This window comes from Egbenema bharatensis FJBBOT/2019, assembly GCF_048077055.1.
Lineage (GTDB): Bacteria > Cyanobacteriota > Cyanobacteriia > Elainellales > Elainellaceae > Egbenema > Egbenema bharatensis.
On the sequence record NZ_CP182236.1, the window covers coordinates 6,476,097 to 6,492,863 of the forward strand.

Consider the following 16,767-nt stretch of genomic DNA (forward strand, 5'->3'; position numbering starts at 1 on the left):
AATGAGCCATCAGACGAATTGGACGATCGTAACTGAATCAAATTTTGCCTGGGAACGAGATGCTCTGGAGTTTATCAAGAGCAGATTTCCTGACCATGCGCCGTTTCTAGCGTGGTCTAATTTTGAGTTTATTGCTACTGATGGCAGCATTAATGAAGTAGATTTGCTGGTGTTTACGCCCCAAGGATTTTTCTTAATTGAGATTAAAAGTCGTCCTGGAAGATTGACGGGCGATCCGGGAACCTGGACCTGGGAAACCAACAGCAAGCCGTTTACTTATGACAATCCACTCTATGGAGCGAATCGGAAGGCTAAAAAACTGCGATCGCTCCTGGAGCGTCAGCGGGCGTTCAGTCGCAAGGGAAAAGTTCCTTATGTAGAGCCGTTAATTTTTTGTTCCGCCGAAGATTTGAAGTTGGACTTGATAGGTATCGCTCGTCAGCGAGTATGCCTACGGGATCGAGAGCAGGAAGGAGAGACTCCGGCTCGTCATGGCATCATGGCAGCGATTTTACGGCGTGAGTGCCCTGGTTTGGAGCCTTCACCCCGCACACCTCACGATCGCCCAACCGCCAGACTCGTCGCGCAGGCAATGGAGCAGGCAGGAATTCGCCCCTCCCAAAAGTATCGCAAGGTGGGGGATTACGAGCTGGATCGGGTGATTGATGAAGGTCCTGGTTATCAGGATTGGGAAGCCACACATACCCAACTCAAGAACACGAAACGCCGGGTTCGGATCTATCTGGTGCGGCAGGAGGCATCGGCTGACGATCGCCAGACGATTGAGCGAGCGGCTGAACGAGAGTTTCAAATCCTGGAAACCCTTCAGCACCAGGGAGTATTGCGAACCTATGGGTTTACCAGCTATGAGCTAGGGCCAGCCCTGATTCTAGAGCATGACCCCCAAGCATTACGGCTCGATCATTATCTCATCCAGCGCAAAGATACTCTCAGTGTCGATATCCGACTCGATCTGATGCGACAAATTGCTGAAGTGATGCGATTTGCCCACGAAAAACGAGTGATCCATAGAGGTCTTTGTCCTCAGAGTATTCTAGTAACGGAACACCAGAAGGGCAAGCCCCAGATCAAGGTGTTTAGCTGGCAGTTAGGCTACCGGGCAGGCTCTTCCACTCCAGGTCGATCGCAGGAGGTTACGGCGACCTCCCATATCGATCGGTTGGTGGATGATATCAGAACCGCATATATGGCTCCCGAAGCCCTGTCTGAAACCGACTTTATTGGGGAACATCTGGATATTTTCTCATTGGGTGCGATCGCTTTCCATCTGTTTGCAGGGCAACCGCCTGCTGTCAATGGACTGGAACTGAATGAAAAACTGCGCGACACCCAGGGATTGCAAATTAGTGCGGTACTCAATGGCACTCCTGCCAGTTTGCAGACCCTCATCCAGGAGAGTACCCACCCTGTTGTCGATTATCGGACGGAGCTGGTCGCTGGTTTTCTCAATGAGCTAGACCAGGTTGAGGAAGAGTTGACTGCCCCTGAACCCGAATTCATGGATAATCCCAACGATGCCAAACAGGGAGATTCTTTACCGGGAGGATTCACAATTCTCAAGCGGTTGGGGCAGGGAGCTACGTCGATTGTGTTTCTGGTTGAGCGAGATGGACAAGAGTTTGTCCTCAAAGTTGCTAACGATCCAGAGCATAATGAGCGGCTCCAGTCAGAATCTGAGACACTCCAGAAGCTCCGTCATCCCAACATTGTAGAATTTTGTGGACTGGCTCAAATTGGCAACCGTGTTGCATTTCTGATGCAGCCTGTTCTGGTACAGAAGAAAAAGGGCGATCGCCAGGTAGAAACCCTGAGCCAGCGATTACGGCGGGAAGGTCGATTGCACATTGACTTGCTCCAACGGTTTGGCGAAGACTTGCTCAGTGCAGTCAATTACCTGGATGAGCAGGGCGCAAACCATCGGGATATCAAGCCAGACAACGTGGTCATTGGTCAGGTAGGGCGCGGCGATAAGCTGCACCTGGTCTTGTTTGATTTTTCCTTATCTAAAACCCCATTAGATAATATTCGAGCCGGAACAACGGGTTATCTTGACCCCATGCTGCCGCTCCGCAATCCGCCTCGCTGGGATTTGCCAGCCGAACGCTATGCCGCAGCCGTGACGCTCTACGAAATGGCAACGGGAATCTTACCCGTCTGGGGCGATGGTAAAACCGATCCTACCCATCTGGATTGTGAAGTCACGATTGATCCAGAGTTATTTGATGTCTCATTACGAGACACGCTCACCGACTTTTTTAGTCAGGCTTTTCAGCGGGAGCCAACCGAGCGGTTTGATAACGCTGAAGACATGCTACGAGCCTGGCGGCACTGCTTTGAAGGCATTGAGGAACCCGGTCTTCTGCTTGCGCCTGAGAATGAAGCTGAACTACGGGATCTGCTCTCTGGTGCCATCCATGAAACTCCCATTTTAGAACTGGGATTGGGGACACGGGCGACAAATGCCCTCGATCGCTTCAATATTTTGACTGTGGCAGATCTACTCAAGACTCCTGCGCGGAAGCTTCAGAGACTACGGGGCATTGGTCATCAAACTCGACGGGAGATCTTAACTGCAACGCGCCTGCTGCGAAACCAATTGGGAACCCCTTTACTCAGCGATCTGGGCAATGTGGGTACGTTGGAGGATGAAACCGATACGCCGGTGGATGCGATCGACCCAGGCAAGCTCAGTGTGGATTCGCTCATTCAGCGGGTAACTCGTTTGAGTAAGAAAGATGAGGATTCCCTGCGTCCCACATTAGAGGCACTGCTGGGGCTGGATGATCATTTTCAGGATGCCTGGCCGACCAGCGATGAGATTGCTCGGCATGTTCAACTGGTCCGAAAACGTACCGCTGAATGTGTGGGTAAACTGCAACAGCGGTGGTCGAGGGAACCTGCTGTAACCCGCTTACGCCATGACCTGCTCGACATCCTGAAGCGGGCAGGCGGGGTGATGTCGGAAGCGGAACTGGCGATCGCCATTCTGATTGCCCGTGGGTCGATCCAGGATGATCAGCAGATCCGTACCCGGTGGGCGAGGGCAGCGTTGCGGGCAGCGGTTGAGGTGGAAGGCACGATGGTCAAACCTCGATTTGTGATGGAGCGGCAGGGCGATCGCATCTTAGTCGCCCAGACAACTGAGTTGGCAAACTATGCCTTTGAGTTGGGGAATGTGGCGGATGAGATTGCTGATGAAGACCCGTTGCTGTCGCCCGATCGCACGATTCAGCGGTTGCAGGCGGTCAAGCTGGAGCCGGAATCTGTAACCGCTGAGGATCTGTCAGCAGAGGCAATCGTCTTCCCGGAAACCCAGTTATTACGATTGGCAGCGGCGGCATCCCGGCACGCAGCGGTATCAAGCCGTCAGGAGATCTATCCCCGTGGGATGGCAGCCGATCGGGCATTGCGACTATCGCAGGGGGCACTTTACGGGGTCAAAATGCTGACGGTGGAGCAGATTCGAGAACGGGTGAGCAGTCGCTATCCGGAGGCAGCTCCCTTGCCATCCCGTCCTCGGTTGGATCAGTGGGTGAGTGAGGTGGTGCCCGAACTGGTCTGGGATCAAACGGCGAATCATCATCAGGGTTGCTATGTTAGTCGAGCCAGGGAAGGGGGGACGATGACGAGCAATTCGGCGATGTCTCGCTGGTCTACAACGACGGGAACCCTGGAGATGCAGGAAGTCACACCCGAAATTGCTGATGCCCGCCAGTTTGAGGAACGACTTCAGCGCAGTGTTAAGGAGGGGGCTTTTCTAGCCCTGCTGGTTCATCCCACCCGTTATCAAAAAGCAATGGAGGAGTTGTGTCACCGTTTCCCTTTGAAGCGAGTGGACTTTGAAGGATTGTTGATTGACCGGTTACAGCAGGTGGCGGCAAAGGCTAAGGTGAAGTGGGATCTGGTGCTACAGACCGATGCCACTCCTCACCAGGGCGACTGGGATAAGCTGATGTTGCTGGTCGATCGGGCAATGGTTGCGGTAGAAGCGGAGCTATCCAGTGCAGATCAGACGATTTTGCTGATCTATCCAGGGTTACTGGCACGCTATAACCAGATGACGCTGTTGGAACGCCTGCGGGAGAAGGTGGGACGGACTGATGGCATTCCGGGACTATGGGTGTTGTTGCCAAATGATCAACAGGCACTTATTGCTGGAAAAGCAGTGCCGTTGCTGAGTCCGGGGCAGCGGGCACGGATACCAGAGGGGTGGTTAGAGAATAAACACCGGGCAAATGGAAGAAGCAGGGTGTAACCATGAACCAATCCATTGAAATACACATAGGTAGAGGCAATGCGTTTCATGTTGGCTACGTAATCGATGTGGCATGATTGGCGGTAGAGCTATTGAGCAAAGAATATGGCTACCTATCAAGATATTCGTCGCCAAGTTGAGGAACTGACCCCAAATGAGCAACTTCGTTTGCTGGAAGATTTAGCTGCAATAGTACGTCGCCGTATGGGTGACAAGCCCAAGCGCAGCATTATGGAACTAGAAGGACTAGGAAAAGAAATCTGGCATGGGCTTAATGCTCAAGAGTATGTCAACCAGGAACGTGCTTCATGGAATGGTTAATTCAATTGCAAGGAAACGTTGTGGGCTTAGATACTGCACCACTCATTTACTTCATTGAACAGAATGAAGCATATTTGGAGCTTGTTCGTCCCTTTTTTAGGGCGATGAGTCAAGGCGAGTTTCAAGTTGTTACGTCTACGCTGACGCTGACAGAAGTTTTAGTCCATCCACTACGCTCAGGCAATGTAGAACTTGCTGACCAGTATCGTGATATTGTTTTTGACCAGGAAAACTTAAGCACGCTGCCTGTTTCTGTTGAAATTGCCGAAGGTGCAGCCCAGTTAAGAGCAACACGAAACTTGCATAGCAGTTGCAATCCAGATTGCAACTGCTATGCAAGGAGGTGCATCGTTCTTCTTGACGAATGATTCCCGTTTAACTACTGTCCCAGATTTGGAAGTTTTGGTTTTGGATGCTTTGCTGCCATAATCAATTTCCTCGTTACTACGGAGAGATGTGAAATGATTGACCGCACCCAACTGCTGTCGGATCTGCAAGGGCTGGTACGCAAGCTGGAGGAGGATTTGCAGAGCCGAACTGCATCGGTGGAGGTGCCGGAGGTGGAGAGGACGCTGCGATCGGAGTATGACCAGGCAAAGAAAGCAGAGCGGACGGCGCAGACGTTTAATCAGTGGGTCTCGGACTATAAGACCCAGATGGCAGTGGCATGGGTGCTGAGTGCGACTTTTGCTCGTTTTTTGGAAGATAACGAGTTGGTGAGTCCGCCTCGGATATCGGGAAGAACCCTCACCCCCAGCCCCTCTCCCTGGGGAGAGGGGAGCCAAGAGGGGGAGGGGAGTGGGAAGCAAGCTTCTAATCCCCCCCTTCTCCCTAGGGAGAAGGGGGCGGGGGGATGAGGGCAAACACCCTCCAACGATCGCGGGATGAGCATGAGCTGTATTTTCGGCAGCATCCGGCGGAGAGCGATCGCGAGTATCTGCTGTGGGTGTTTGGGGAGTTGGCGAAGCTGCCGGGTGGGGCAGAGATTTTTGGTCAGGGTAATTTGCTGTGGGAGTTGCCGAATTGGTTAAGTGGCGATGCGGCGGGTGATATTCTCAGGTTTTTTCAAACGATTGACCCGAACACCGGGGCACTGGTGCATGACTTTACTGACCCAGAGTGGGATACGCGGTTTCTGGGGGATCTGTATCAGGATTTGTCGGAGGCGGCGCGGAAGAAGTATGCGCTGCTGCAAACACCAATTTTTGTGGAGGAGTTTATTTTAGACCGGACGCTGGAGCCTGCTCTGAATGAGTTTCAGGCGGAGTGGCAGGCGGGGCAGTTTCGGATGATTGATCCGGCTTGTGGCAGTGGGCACTTTTTGCTGGGATCGTTTGATCGGTTGTTGGGGCGCTGGTTGAAGAAGGAACCGGGAACGAATGCGCGGGTGTTGGCGCAGCGGGCGTTGGATGCTGTGCATGGAGTGGATGTGAATCCGTTTGCGGTTGCGATCGCCCGGTTTCGGCTGTTGTTGGCGGCGATGAAGGCAAGTGATGTAACGGCGTTGAGAAATGCGCCGAATTTTAAGCTGAATCTGGCGTGTGGAGATTCGTTGCTGCATGGGGAGGGGAGCCAGTTGGTGTTGGGGGATTGGGCACCGATGGCACACCATTTTAAGAGTGAGGATATTGAGGCACTGAATCGGATTTTGCAGGCGGGGCGGTATCATGCAGTGGTGGCGAATCCGCCGTATATTCTTCCTCAGGATAAAGCACTCAATCAGGCATACCGCCAACGGTATGAAACCTGTCATCGCAAGTATTCATTAGCTGTTCCCTTCATGGAGCGTATTTTTCAATTAGCTGCTCCTAAAGGATTTGTAGGACAAATTACAGCAAACAGCTTTATGAAGCGGGAGTTTGGCAAGAAACTAATCGAGGTATTCTTTCCACAGGTGGATCTAACCCACGTGATTGATACTAGTGGGGCATATATTCCGGGACATGGAACACCGACAGTAATCTTGTTTGGACGCAATCGAGAGCCAATAGAAAAAACAATTCGTACAGTAATGGGAATTCGGGGAGAACCGAGTACGCCAGACGACCCTAAGCAGGGTTTGGTCTGGTCTGCAATCCTGAAACAGGTGGATGTAAAGGGATCGGAAAGTGAGTTTGTAAGTGTGGCGGATTCACAGAGAGAGTTGTTTCATAAGCATCCTTGGTCGATTGGAGGCGGTGGTGCAGCAGAGTTAAAGGAACAAATAGATGCTATTTGCGATTCTCAGTTAAAAGATTTAGTAACAGAGATTGGATTCTTTGCAATTACAGGAGAAGATGAAGCATTTTCATTGCCTACTGAGGTTTTTGCACGCTATGGTGTGATTCTGTCGGCTGTTCGTGAGTTTGTTATTGGGGAGATAGTTCGCGATTGGGGAATTGAGCATAAGGACTCTTGTTTATTTCCGTACACAAATTCCGGAAAACCTGTTGAAGTCCCCTCCGCCAAGAAGTATTTGTGGGCTGTTAAATGCTTATTAAACTCAACTCTTTACTTTGGAAAAACTAAAGAAGAGCGAAGTATGAATTGGTGGGAATACGTTATTTTACTTTCTAGTAAGATATTCCCACCTTTATCGATCGCCTTTGCATTTGTTGCTACCCATAACCACTTTGTTCTCGATCGCGGCGGCAAGGTTTTCAAACAATCAGCACCCGTCATTAAGCTCCCTGCCAGTGCTACCGAAGATGATCACCTGGCTCTGCTTGGTTTGCTTAATAGTTCTACAGCCTGCTTCTGGATGAAGCAGACCTTTCATGATAAAGGGGGCGGCGGTATTGGAGGTGGCTTAGCTACGGAAGGATGGGAGCACTTCTTTGAGTATGAGGGCACGAAGGCTAAGCAATTCCCATTTCCCTCAATTTATCCAGTAGAATTTGCTCGGAAATTGGATTATTTAGCAAGTCAAATCACTGCTCTAACTCCTGAGGAAGCATTAAAAGAGTTTCAACAGGTTTCAAATTCAGAACTTGATGAAATTTTGATAAGAAGTAGGGATAAACAAAGCTTTGCCTTTAGTCGCATTGTTTCATATCAGGAAGAACTAGATTGGGAGTGCTATCGACTCTATGCCCTTGTGGATGAAGATCTAACTTATCAAAAAGAACCAATTTCAATTCAACTTGGTCAGCGAGCGTTTGAAATTATCATGGCTCGTAAGATAGCAGCAGGTGAGTTAGAAACCACCTGGTTTGAACGACATCGATCGACTCCTATCACCGAATTACCCAATCACTGGCCCGATGATTACAAGCAACTGGTTGAACGGCGCATTGAGTTAATTGAAACAGATAAAAATATTGGACTGATTGAACAACCTGAATATAAACGGCGATGGAATACCGAACCCTGGGAATCTCAGCTTGAACGAGCTTTACAGAACTGGTTACTGAATCGTTTGGAAAGCTACTTTGATCTCGATGGGCGAATGCGCCCTCACCCCCAATCCCTCTCCCTAGGGAGAGGGGAGCAAGAAGTGAGCGGAGGGCAAGCAGCGAGAGGGGAGCAAGAAGTGAGCGGAGGGCAAGCAGCGAGAGGGGAGCAAGAAGCGAGAGGGGAGCAAGCAGCGAGCAGAAGGCAAGCAGCGAGCAGAGGGCAAGCAGCAAACGGAAAACAAGACTCCTCTTCCCCCCTTCTCCCTGGGGAGAAGGGGGCAGGGGGGATGAGGGCTACTCCCAACTAGCAGGCAAACTCCGCCAAATTCCCAAACCCTTGCTGCAAAGGGCGAGGGAACTTCGTCAAACCCAAACTCCTGCCGAAGAAATTTTGTGGGCTTGTTTGCGCGATCGCAGCTTTATGAATGCCAAATTTCGACGGCAACATAACCTGGGGCAATACATTGCAGATTTCTACTGTCACGATGCCAAACTCGTGATTGAACTAGATGGCGACATCCACAAAACGCAGTCCCAACGAGATGCCGATCGAGATCAATGGATGCAGACCCAAGGCTTCAATGTCCTTCGATTCACCAACGAGCAAGTGTTGGCAGAGACCGAGGCAGTTTTAGAGGCGATCGCGGAAGCAATAGACCCTCACCCCCAGCCCCTCTCCCCAGGGAGAGGGGAGCAAGAAGGGAGCGGAAAACAAGACTCTTCTTCCTCCCCTTCCCCCTCTTCCCCCCTTCTCCCCAGGGAGAAGGGGGCAGGGGGGATGAGGGCAACCCCACCGCCAAAATCACCAATCCTGCCCTCATTTCCACCGCCAAACTTGCCGACATTGCCCGCCAAGACCCCGAATTCCTCCAGGTTGGCGAACTCTACAGCAAAAGTCCCGCCTTCGATGTCCTCAAACTCGTCAACGACCTCATCGAGCAAGAATCCGTTCCCCTATTGCCCGTCCTCCGCTACAAACCCACCGGACTCCGCAAACGCCAGGACTGGGAACACACCTGGACACTCCAACGCCAGGAAGATGCGATCGATGCCCGCACCCAACTTCCCAAAGACGATCCCAACTACCTCGATCTCGCCCAGGCTAAAACCCTCAAAGCCAAAGCCATTGGCGATATCCCCGTACCGCCCAAATACACCACCAGCGACTTCCAGAAAACCCACTACTGGAAACTGCGCGGCAAACTTGACGTGCCCAAAGAACGGTGGATCAGATTTCCCTACAGCGAAACCGACGATGAGCAACCCGTGATCGCCTGGGCAGGCTACGACCACCTGCAACTTGCCCTCGCCATCAGTGCCTACTTCGTCCACATCAAAGAAGAGATTGGCGGCAGCGGCGACCCCCGACTGGTTCCCCTGCTCGGCTGCCTGATCGAACTCCTGCCCTGGCTCAAACAATGGCACAACGACCTCGACCCTGCCTACGGGCTGAAAATGGGCGACTACATTGAAGGGTTCATCCAGGAAGAAGCCCGCCAACTCAACCAGACTCCCGATCAGATTCGCACCTGGGAACCACCCAAAACCAAAGGCAAACGCCACAAGTCATAATTCCCCTAACCGCTTGAACAGTCTATAGAGACACTGCTATGGATTCGCTAGAAATAATCAAAACCCAATTGACTCGGATGAAACCTGCCATCCAGCAGCAATATCACGTCACTCAACTCGGTATCTTTGGCTCCTATGTGCGCGGTGAGCAGACCGAAGACAGCGACGTGGATGTCCTGGTCGAATTTGACCCCACATTTCGCTTTGGACTCTTTACCTTCTGTGAACTGGAAAAACAACTCAGCGAAGTCCTGGGCAAAAAAGTAGATCTGGTGATGAAAGACGCACTCAAACCCCATATCGGTGAGCGAATCTTGCAAGAGGTCGTTTACCTATGACCGATCGCGACATCCGGAATTCCTTACAAGACATTCTGACTACCATCGAAATGGCGGAACAGTTCGTAGCAGGTATGACCTTTGAGCAGTTTCAGGATGATCCTAAAACCATCTTTGCCGTCACCCGTGCCCTGGAAGTGATTGGCGAAGCGACAAAGCAGAGCCTTTCGAGCCTGGATTCGAGAACAACTCAATTAAGGAATCAACCATGACTTCCCTCTACGACACCGACTTCTATGCCTGGACGCAGCAGCAAGCTCAACGCCTGCAGGCAAAAGATTGGCATAGACTTGATATCCTACACCTGGTTGAGGAGTTAGAAGATTTGGGGCGACGCGAACGACAAGAACTGAGAAACCGCCTGGGTATTTTACTGGGGCACCTGCTGAAATGGCAGTTTCAATCTCAACATCGCAGTAACGGTTGGCTGGCAACCATTCGGGAACAGCGAGAGCAAATTGGGCTATTACTAGCGGAGAACCCCAGTCTTCAGCCTTATCTTCTAGAAGCCTTGACGATTGCTTACAAATCAGGACTAAACCTTGCCGTTCAAGAAACCGGACTGCCCTACACCACCTTTCCCGCCAGTTCTCCCTATTCTCTGGAAGATGCATTAGGTACCGAATTTTTCCCTGAACCATAGACCAGGACAAAGGGCGATCGCCTATCGATCGCGGCCATAACAGAACCAGTACGAAAACTGCACCAGACAACGCGCCATGACCCTGATTAAAGACCTGATCGACATTCCCGAACGAGTTCAGAAGGGCGACTTCGTTCTCAAGCTTACGGAAGGTGTGACTCGCCCCGAAGTCACCCTCAAAGATTATGTTGTCACCCCTGAACTGAAGGATTGTTTCGATAATGCACTCACCTTTATCCGCAGTGCGCTTCAGGGGAATAGCAGCAAGGCTAGCTATCTTCACGGCAGCTTTGGCAGCGGCAAGAGCCACTTCATGGCAGTGCTCAACCTGATTTTGCAAGGAATCTCCGAAGCTCGCGCCATCCCCGAACTGGCTCCAGTGATCGCCAAGCATAACCAGTGGATCACGGGCAAAACATTTCTGCTGGTTCCCTACCACATGATTGGGGCAACCGATATGGAATCCGGTATTTTGGGGGGCTACGTCGATTACATTCGCCGCACCCATCCCGATGCCCCGATTCCCGGCGTTTATCTGGCAGAAGGGTTATTTCAGGACGCTCAGGCATTGCGCGATCGGATTGGGGATGAGCAATTTTTTGGTGCTTTAAGTGAGGGCAGCAGCACTGATAGCGGTTGGGGAGAATTGGCAGCAGGCTGGGATGCGGAACGGTTTGAGAATGCCCTGATTGCCCCTCCTGGTGATGAGGAGCGATCGCAACTGATCAGTGTCCTGGTCAAGCAGTTTTTCAAATCCTACGATACTCAATCTGAGGGCAGAGGCGAAGCGTTCCTGTCCCTGGATAAGGGATTAGCGGTCATCAGTAAGCACGCCCAAACCCTGGGCTATGATGCGTTGATCCTATTTTTGGACGAACTGATTCTCTGGCTGGCCAGTCGCGCTACGGATCTGAAGTTTGTCCACCAGGAAGGACAAAAACTCGCCAAGCTAGTCGAAGCCCAAACCGCCGATCGCCCCATTCCCGTCATCAGTTTTGTGGCCCGTCAGCGGGACCTGAGTGAGTTGATTGGGGATTCGATTCCCGGAGCCGAACGGCTGAACTTTAGTGATGCCCTCAAGCATTGGGAAGGACGATTTCATCGGATTACCTTAGAAGATCGAAACCTGCCTGCGATCGCCGAAAGACGAGTCCTCAAGTGCAAAACGAATGCTGCCCGCAAGGAATTGGATGCCGCCTTTGAGCAAACCGCCAGAGTCCGGGAAGCCGTGATGAATACCTTACTGACCAGTGAAGGCGATCGGGAGATGTTCCGTAAGGTTTACCCCTTCAGTCCCGCCCTGGTGCAGACCCTGATTGCCGTGTCTAGCGTGCTTCAGCGAGAACGCACAGCCCTCAAGGTGATGATGCAGCTTTTGGTTGACCAGCAGGAAATGCTCGCTGTGGGGTCTGTTGTTCCCGTTGGAGATCTGTTCGATGTAATTGCCCACGGAGATGAAGCCTTTAGTCAGGAGATGGCGATTCACTTCGAAAATGCCAAGCGGCTCTACCATCAAAAACTCTTACCGATGCTGGAAAAACAGCATGGTCGCCGTGAGGATCTAGAAAAACGCCCTTTTAACGATCCCAACTGGACTGCATTTCGCAATGACGATCGCCTCGTCAAAACCCTGTTGCTCTCAGCGTTGGTGCCTCAAGTGGAGTCGTTGCGTGCGATTACTCCCGAAAAGCTGGCCGCCCTGAATCATGGCACCATCAAATCGCCAATTCCTAACCGTGAAGGGCAAGAAGTTTTACGGCGCTGTCGGGATTGGGCGGCGAGCGTGGGCGAACTGCGGATTACTAGTGAAGACAACCCAACCCTCTCCATTCAGCTTTCCGGAGTCGATACCGATAGCATTCTTCAGCAAGCTCAGGTAGAAGACAATCGAGGCAACCGCATTCGTCTCGTCCGCGACATGCTCTTTACCCAACTGGGCATTAAAGGTGAAGACGAGTTTGAGCAATATTACAACTTTGACTGGCGCAACACCAAACGTTCCTGCATTGTGCTGTTCAGAAATATTCGAGACTTATCAGAAACAGCTTTTGAAAACCATGACGATCGATGGAAGCTGATTATTGATTTTCCGTTTGATGACCCAGGCTTTTATCCCAGTGATGACCGTAGTAAATGTGATGGCTTTAAGGCAGCCCATCCGGAGGGAACGAAAACGGTTTGTTGGATTCCGGCTTTCTTTAGCGCAGATGCGTTGAAAGACCTGGGTACACTCGTCATTCTGGAACACATCCTGGCCAGTGACGATCGGTTCTCCCAATATTCCACCCAACTCTCTCCGCAAGACCGCCAGACGGCAAAATCCCTCCTGGACAATCAGCGGAGCGTTCTGCGCCAGCGGGTACAAAATCATCTAGATGCCGCCTATGGACTTCAGATCATCAGTGAGGGTTCGCTGGATACAACCTCTAGCCTGGAACCCCATGAACAGTTCGTATCTTTAGCGAATGGTCTTGATCTCCGTCCTCCCGTTGCCGCAGACCTGAAAGGGGCGATGACGAACCTGTTAGATCAAGTATTAACCCATGAATTTCCCGCCGCTCCGTCCTTTGACGCTGATGTCAATCGAGTTAATCATCTGGAAAAGGTTTATCAAGTGGTCAGTGCAGCAGCCCAAGCTCAAGATGGTCGGACTCTTGTTGATCGCCCCCTACGCCTCCTCATTCGACAAATTGCCAATCCCTTAAAGTTAGGCGAAATGGGACTGGATGCCACTCATTTTGTCATCGGTCAACACTGGAAGAACCACTTTAATCGCAAAGCAGCGGAAGCGGGTGGCACGATCAGAGTTGATCAGATGCGTCAGTGGATTGACCAACCTCAGGCAATGGGATTACCCAAAGAGGTGCAGAATCTAGTGATCTTGACCTACGCCGATCAAACCGGAAAGACCTTCTCCCGCCTGGGGCTTCCCGTTGAACCGACTCTCCGAGATGTGCCCAATGATTGCGAACTGAAAGAACAGCAACTTCCTGATGAAGAACACTGGCAGATTGCGATTGAGCGAGCAAAAGATATTTTTAAGCTTTCGATTTCCCCACTTTGCAAAGCCAGTAATCTCGCTGATTTAGAAGCAAAGGTTAAAGCCAGAGCCAGTGACGCAATCAACCCCTGTCAACGTTATACTCAAGCATTGCAAAATGTTTTGACCAAATTTGAGTTATCCCTTGAGTGCGATCGCATGAACACGGCATCCGCAACGCTGGCCCTGCTGGAACAAGTTGGTTCGGGTAAACCGGAAGACATGGTTGATATCCTCTGCACGGCTGAAGTTGCAACTACTGAAACTGCAATGGGAGAATGCCTGAACCATGCTGGTGGACTGGCAGGAAAACTGGAGAATGCCAATTGGGAACTGTTTGAGGCGATCGCCCAACTGACCGATGATAGACAACCCACAGCAAAACAAATCCAAACCCATTTCAGTCAGGCCATCACCAGCGACGAACACGTTACCGCATTAGGCCCTGTGCTTCAGGAAACTCAGTCTCAAGCCGTGCGCCTCCTGGCAAAACCAGTTGAACCGGCTCCTGTCTCCAGCAAAACTCCATCTCCAGAACCCTCGACACCCCCGATACCTGCACCCCCGCCAATACCCCCTCAAAAACGGCGGCAAACGGTAGAACAGAACACACAGGAAGACCTTAAACTGAAGGATGCTCAGACGCTCCTGGATTCACTGGAGCAGAAATTGCAGGATGGGCAAGAGATTCGTTTGAGCATTAGCTGGATCATCGAAGGAGACATAGAAGGAGACGTAGATTAGTGCCTGTAATCGCCCCAACGTTTAGCCAAATTAAGGCTCAGGTCACCACGATTCGGCAAAAGGCACCCAATGCCAAAGTTTTTGGTATCCGTGCCCAGGGTCAGTGGACAGGCGATCGCCAGTATTCCGATGGCAACATAACCTATGTCATCCAACAATGTAACTCTCCTTTAGCGGTGCGGATGGCGTTGAGGGAAGTTCATAACAATGGAGCAATCCATGTCATTATTACCCCCCTGGAAGCATCAGAGCTAGAAGACGACATTCTGATTCGGTTTGCGAAACGGCGGTTGTTTCCTATGGATAGCTGGCAGATTGCCAAATCCCTTTTCCATGCCACAGCCGTTGATCCTCGCCTGAGTCAGCATCACTGGATTGCTGATTACCTGATCGACTGGATGCCTGAAGAAGATTACCCTCATGTGAGTGGTGGGTTCCTAGATGCAGAAACCGTCTGGCCCATTTTATTGAAACGTGGTTTCGGGCTGACAGCTCCCCATCCTGACCTCATAACAATCTTGCAATGGTCAACTGATCCAAACCATGTTGAGCAATTTCAGGAGGCACCGGAGCAGTTTCGGGATACGGCAGTTGAGTGGCTCTCTCACCTGGCTGGAGCTGCTACAAAAACCGTGTTATATTGCATCCTGCATAATCAATACCCTGATGTTCTGCCGCTGGGATTAGTAGCTCAGGTACTCTATGACCCGACAGTTGAGGGGCGACTCGACAAAGCGATCGGTAAGCTGGAAGCAAGATTTCTGGGTAGCCTCTCCCCAGACAACAACACAATGGAAAAGTGGATGGCTGCTGCTATTGAGGTCGTTCAACGCCCAGAAATGCCTCCTGAACAGATCCATCAAGTACTCAGGCGGGCTGATGAAATTTTGCAAGAGATTGGAGCCACATCTTTTGCTTTTCTGAGTACAACCACGGAACTTGGATTGGGTCAAAGACTGTCTCAGTTTGGAGAAGCATTAGTCGAGGTGCTGAATCATCCAGAGCAGCGATCGCTGGAACAGTTGGCGATCGCCCATCACTCAATCAAGCATCACTATCAAGCCAATCAGCCCCAAAATGCTCGTCGGCTTGAATGCACTGAAATGGCATTGCGGCTAGCTCGATGGTTGGTTCATATCCAGGCTTATTCACCTGAAAAGCCTGCTTCACTGGAAGAGGCAATTGGCTATCAAATCGATGAAGGTAGCTTCCTGGACTGGGCACGTCTCTCGCTTCGGATAGGTGATCCTGTCAATGAATTATCGACTGCTTACTCGAAGCTGTTTGAGCAAGTTACTGAAATTAGGGAAAAACAGGCTTATCAGTTTGCGATTCTTCTGCAAAACTGGATAGCGATCGGCTCAACGACATCTAACGTGCTTCCAGTTGAAGGTATTCTTGAAACCATCGTCGCTCCGCTGATGGCTCATGCTCCCATTCTCCTAATCGTGATGGATGGCATGGGAACGGCTGCTTGTCGTGAACTCCTCACTGATATTCAAAAGCAAGGCTGGACTGCGCTCTGTCAGCAGGGACAATCGTCATCCATTCAGGCTGGGTTATCTTGCATTCCATCCATTACCAGCACGGCTCGTACCAGCCTTTTATGCGGGCAGCCTAAAAATGGTGCTGCCAATCACGAAAAAAAAGGATTTGCGTCCCATCCCGAACTGCTTAAACACTGCCGCAAGGAACATCCGCCTCTGCTATTCCACAAAGCTTCGCTCCAAGATGCAACTGATGCTGTTCTATCCAGCGAAGTCCGTGATGCCGTTAGAAATTCTCAAAATCAACTGGTCGGAGTGATTGTTAATGCGATCGATGATCACTTGAATCAAGGGGAGCAGCTCGATATCCCATGGACGTGCTCAACGATAAAAGTGTTACCGTCCTTACTCCATGAAGCCAGAACAGCCGATCGCCTTGTTGTCTTGCTTAGCGATCATGGCCATGTCCTTGACCATCAGACGGAATATCAAGGATTTGATGGAGGGGAACAACGCTGGCGACCTGATGATGGTCATCCCGGTAATAAAGAATTGCCAATGAGCGGCGATCGTGTTCTTATCCCAGAATCTAGGAAACTAATTACACCCTGGAGTGAGCGACTGCACTATAAGTCAAAGCGAAATGGTTATCACGGAGGCATTTCTCCACAAGAAATGGTAATTCCGATCGCCATTCTTTCAGCCTTGGAACTGTTGCCTCCAAATTGGTGCAAATCATTAATGGGTACTCCAGTTTGGTGGAAACATGTAACGTTTGAAGTGAGTCAAACCCAAAAAGCTCATTCCATCCATGAGCATGATTTTGCTGACTTTGGCCCACTTTTCCAGTGATATTCATCGCTGATAAACAACGCTTTCTTTGCCACAATTGTAGTCGGCAGTTTGTCGAACATTCCATAACAAACTCATCAACTTTGACACCTGTGAGTTATAGTGCTACGCACTGAGATT

At 50.9% G+C, this 16,767-nt stretch carries 10 protein-coding genes and 2 pseudogenes; all 12 read left to right on the forward strand.

The annotated features are described in order from the left end of the window. Position 1 precedes the first annotated feature (1 nt). The 12 genes and pseudogenes from pglW to pglZ all read left to right on the forward strand — a co-directional run bounded on the left by pglW (position 2) and on the right by pglZ (position 16,647). Positions 2 to 4,276, forward strand: coding sequence for a BREX system serine/threonine kinase PglW (pglW, locus tag ACM1PF_RS30130; RefSeq protein ID WP_416670054.1), 4,275 nt, complete (start codon positions 2 to 4; stop codon positions 4,274 to 4,276). A gap of 105 nt (positions 4,277 to 4,381) precedes the next feature. After that, entirely contained in the window at positions 4,382 to 4,597 is a 216-nt protein-coding gene (locus tag ACM1PF_RS30135; RefSeq protein ID WP_416670056.1) for a hypothetical protein, read from the forward strand. Continuing rightward, a pseudogene (locus ACM1PF_RS30140) lies at positions 4,585 to 5,026 on the forward strand (type II toxin-antitoxin system VapC family toxin). The gene ACM1PF_RS30135 and the pseudogene ACM1PF_RS30140 overlap by 13 nt, the downstream one beginning before the upstream one ends. Before the next feature lie 32 nt (positions 5,027 to 5,058). Beyond that, positions 5,059 to 5,454 (forward strand): hypothetical protein, encoded by a 396-nt coding sequence (locus tag ACM1PF_RS30145; RefSeq protein ID WP_416670058.1) that lies wholly within the window; start codon positions 5,059 to 5,061, stop codon positions 5,452 to 5,454. Continuing rightward, a complete protein-coding gene (gene pglX, locus ACM1PF_RS30150; RefSeq protein ID WP_416670060.1) occupies positions 5,451 to 8,279 on the forward strand; it encodes a BREX-2 system adenine-specific DNA-methyltransferase PglX in 2,829 nt (942 codons plus the stop codon). The genes ACM1PF_RS30145 and pglX overlap by 4 nt, the downstream gene beginning before the upstream one ends. 83 nt (positions 8,280 to 8,362) lie before the next feature. Continuing rightward, positions 8,363 to 8,566: pseudogene (locus ACM1PF_RS30155) on the forward strand (endonuclease domain-containing protein); the annotation flags it as partial. Further along, a complete protein-coding gene (locus tag ACM1PF_RS30160) occupies positions 8,530 to 9,543 on the forward strand; it encodes a DUF7008 domain-containing protein (protein ID WP_416670061.1) in 1,014 nt (337 codons plus the stop codon). The pseudogene ACM1PF_RS30155 and the gene ACM1PF_RS30160, both read left to right, overlap by 37 nt. A 38-nt stretch (positions 9,544 to 9,581) precedes the next feature. Further along, on the forward strand, positions 9,582 to 9,881 hold the full coding sequence (locus tag ACM1PF_RS30165) for a nucleotidyltransferase family protein (protein ID WP_416670063.1): 300 nt from the start codon (positions 9,582 to 9,584) through the stop codon (positions 9,879 to 9,881). Beyond that, complete coding sequence (locus ACM1PF_RS30170; RefSeq protein ID WP_416670065.1) at positions 9,878 to 10,093, forward strand: HepT-like ribonuclease domain-containing protein; 216 nt, start codon at positions 9,878 to 9,880, stop codon at positions 10,091 to 10,093. The genes ACM1PF_RS30165 and ACM1PF_RS30170 overlap by 4 nt, the downstream gene beginning before the upstream one ends. Continuing rightward, entirely contained in the window at positions 10,090 to 10,524 is a 435-nt protein-coding gene (locus tag ACM1PF_RS30175; protein ID WP_416670067.1) for a DUF29 domain-containing protein, read from the forward strand. Before ACM1PF_RS30170 ends, ACM1PF_RS30175 begins: the two co-directional genes overlap by 4 nt. Before the next feature lie 76 nt (positions 10,525 to 10,600). Beyond that, positions 10,601 to 14,308 carry a phage resistance protein gene (locus ACM1PF_RS30180; RefSeq protein WP_416670068.1) on the forward strand — a complete coding sequence of 1,236 codons (3,708 nt, stop codon included), beginning with the start codon at positions 10,601 to 10,603 and terminating at the stop codon, positions 14,306 to 14,308. Continuing rightward, complete coding sequence (gene pglZ / locus ACM1PF_RS30185) at positions 14,308 to 16,647, forward strand: BREX-2 system phosphatase PglZ (protein ID WP_416670070.1); 2,340 nt, start codon at positions 14,308 to 14,310, stop codon at positions 16,645 to 16,647. Before ACM1PF_RS30180 ends, pglZ begins: the two co-directional genes overlap by 1 nt. The last annotated feature ends 120 nt before the right edge of the window (positions 16,648 to 16,767 follow it).

What these genes read in the sequence shown, in the direction of transcription:
- pglW (WP_416670054.1), top strand. Translation starts at nt 2, where the DNA reads ATGAGCCATCAGACGAATTGGACGATCGTAACTGAATCAAATTTTGCC.
- ACM1PF_RS30135 (WP_416670056.1), top strand. Translation starts at nt 4,382, where the DNA reads ATGGCTACCTATCAAGATATTCGTCGCCAAGTTGAGGAACTGACCCCA.
- ACM1PF_RS30145 (WP_416670058.1), top strand. Translation starts at nt 5,059, where the DNA reads ATGATTGACCGCACCCAACTGCTGTCGGATCTGCAAGGGCTGGTACGC.
- pglX (WP_416670060.1), top strand. Translation starts at nt 5,451, where the DNA reads ATGAGGGCAAACACCCTCCAACGATCGCGGGATGAGCATGAGCTGTAT.
- ACM1PF_RS30160 (WP_416670061.1), top strand. Translation starts at nt 8,530, where the DNA reads ATGGATGCAGACCCAAGGCTTCAATGTCCTTCGATTCACCAACGAGCA.
- ACM1PF_RS30165 (WP_416670063.1), top strand. Translation starts at nt 9,582, where the DNA reads ATGGATTCGCTAGAAATAATCAAAACCCAATTGACTCGGATGAAACCT.
- ACM1PF_RS30170 (WP_416670065.1), top strand. Translation starts at nt 9,878, where the DNA reads ATGACCGATCGCGACATCCGGAATTCCTTACAAGACATTCTGACTACC.
- ACM1PF_RS30175 (WP_416670067.1), top strand. Translation starts at nt 10,090, where the DNA reads ATGACTTCCCTCTACGACACCGACTTCTATGCCTGGACGCAGCAGCAA.
- ACM1PF_RS30180 (WP_416670068.1), top strand. Translation starts at nt 10,601, where the DNA reads ATGACCCTGATTAAAGACCTGATCGACATTCCCGAACGAGTTCAGAAG.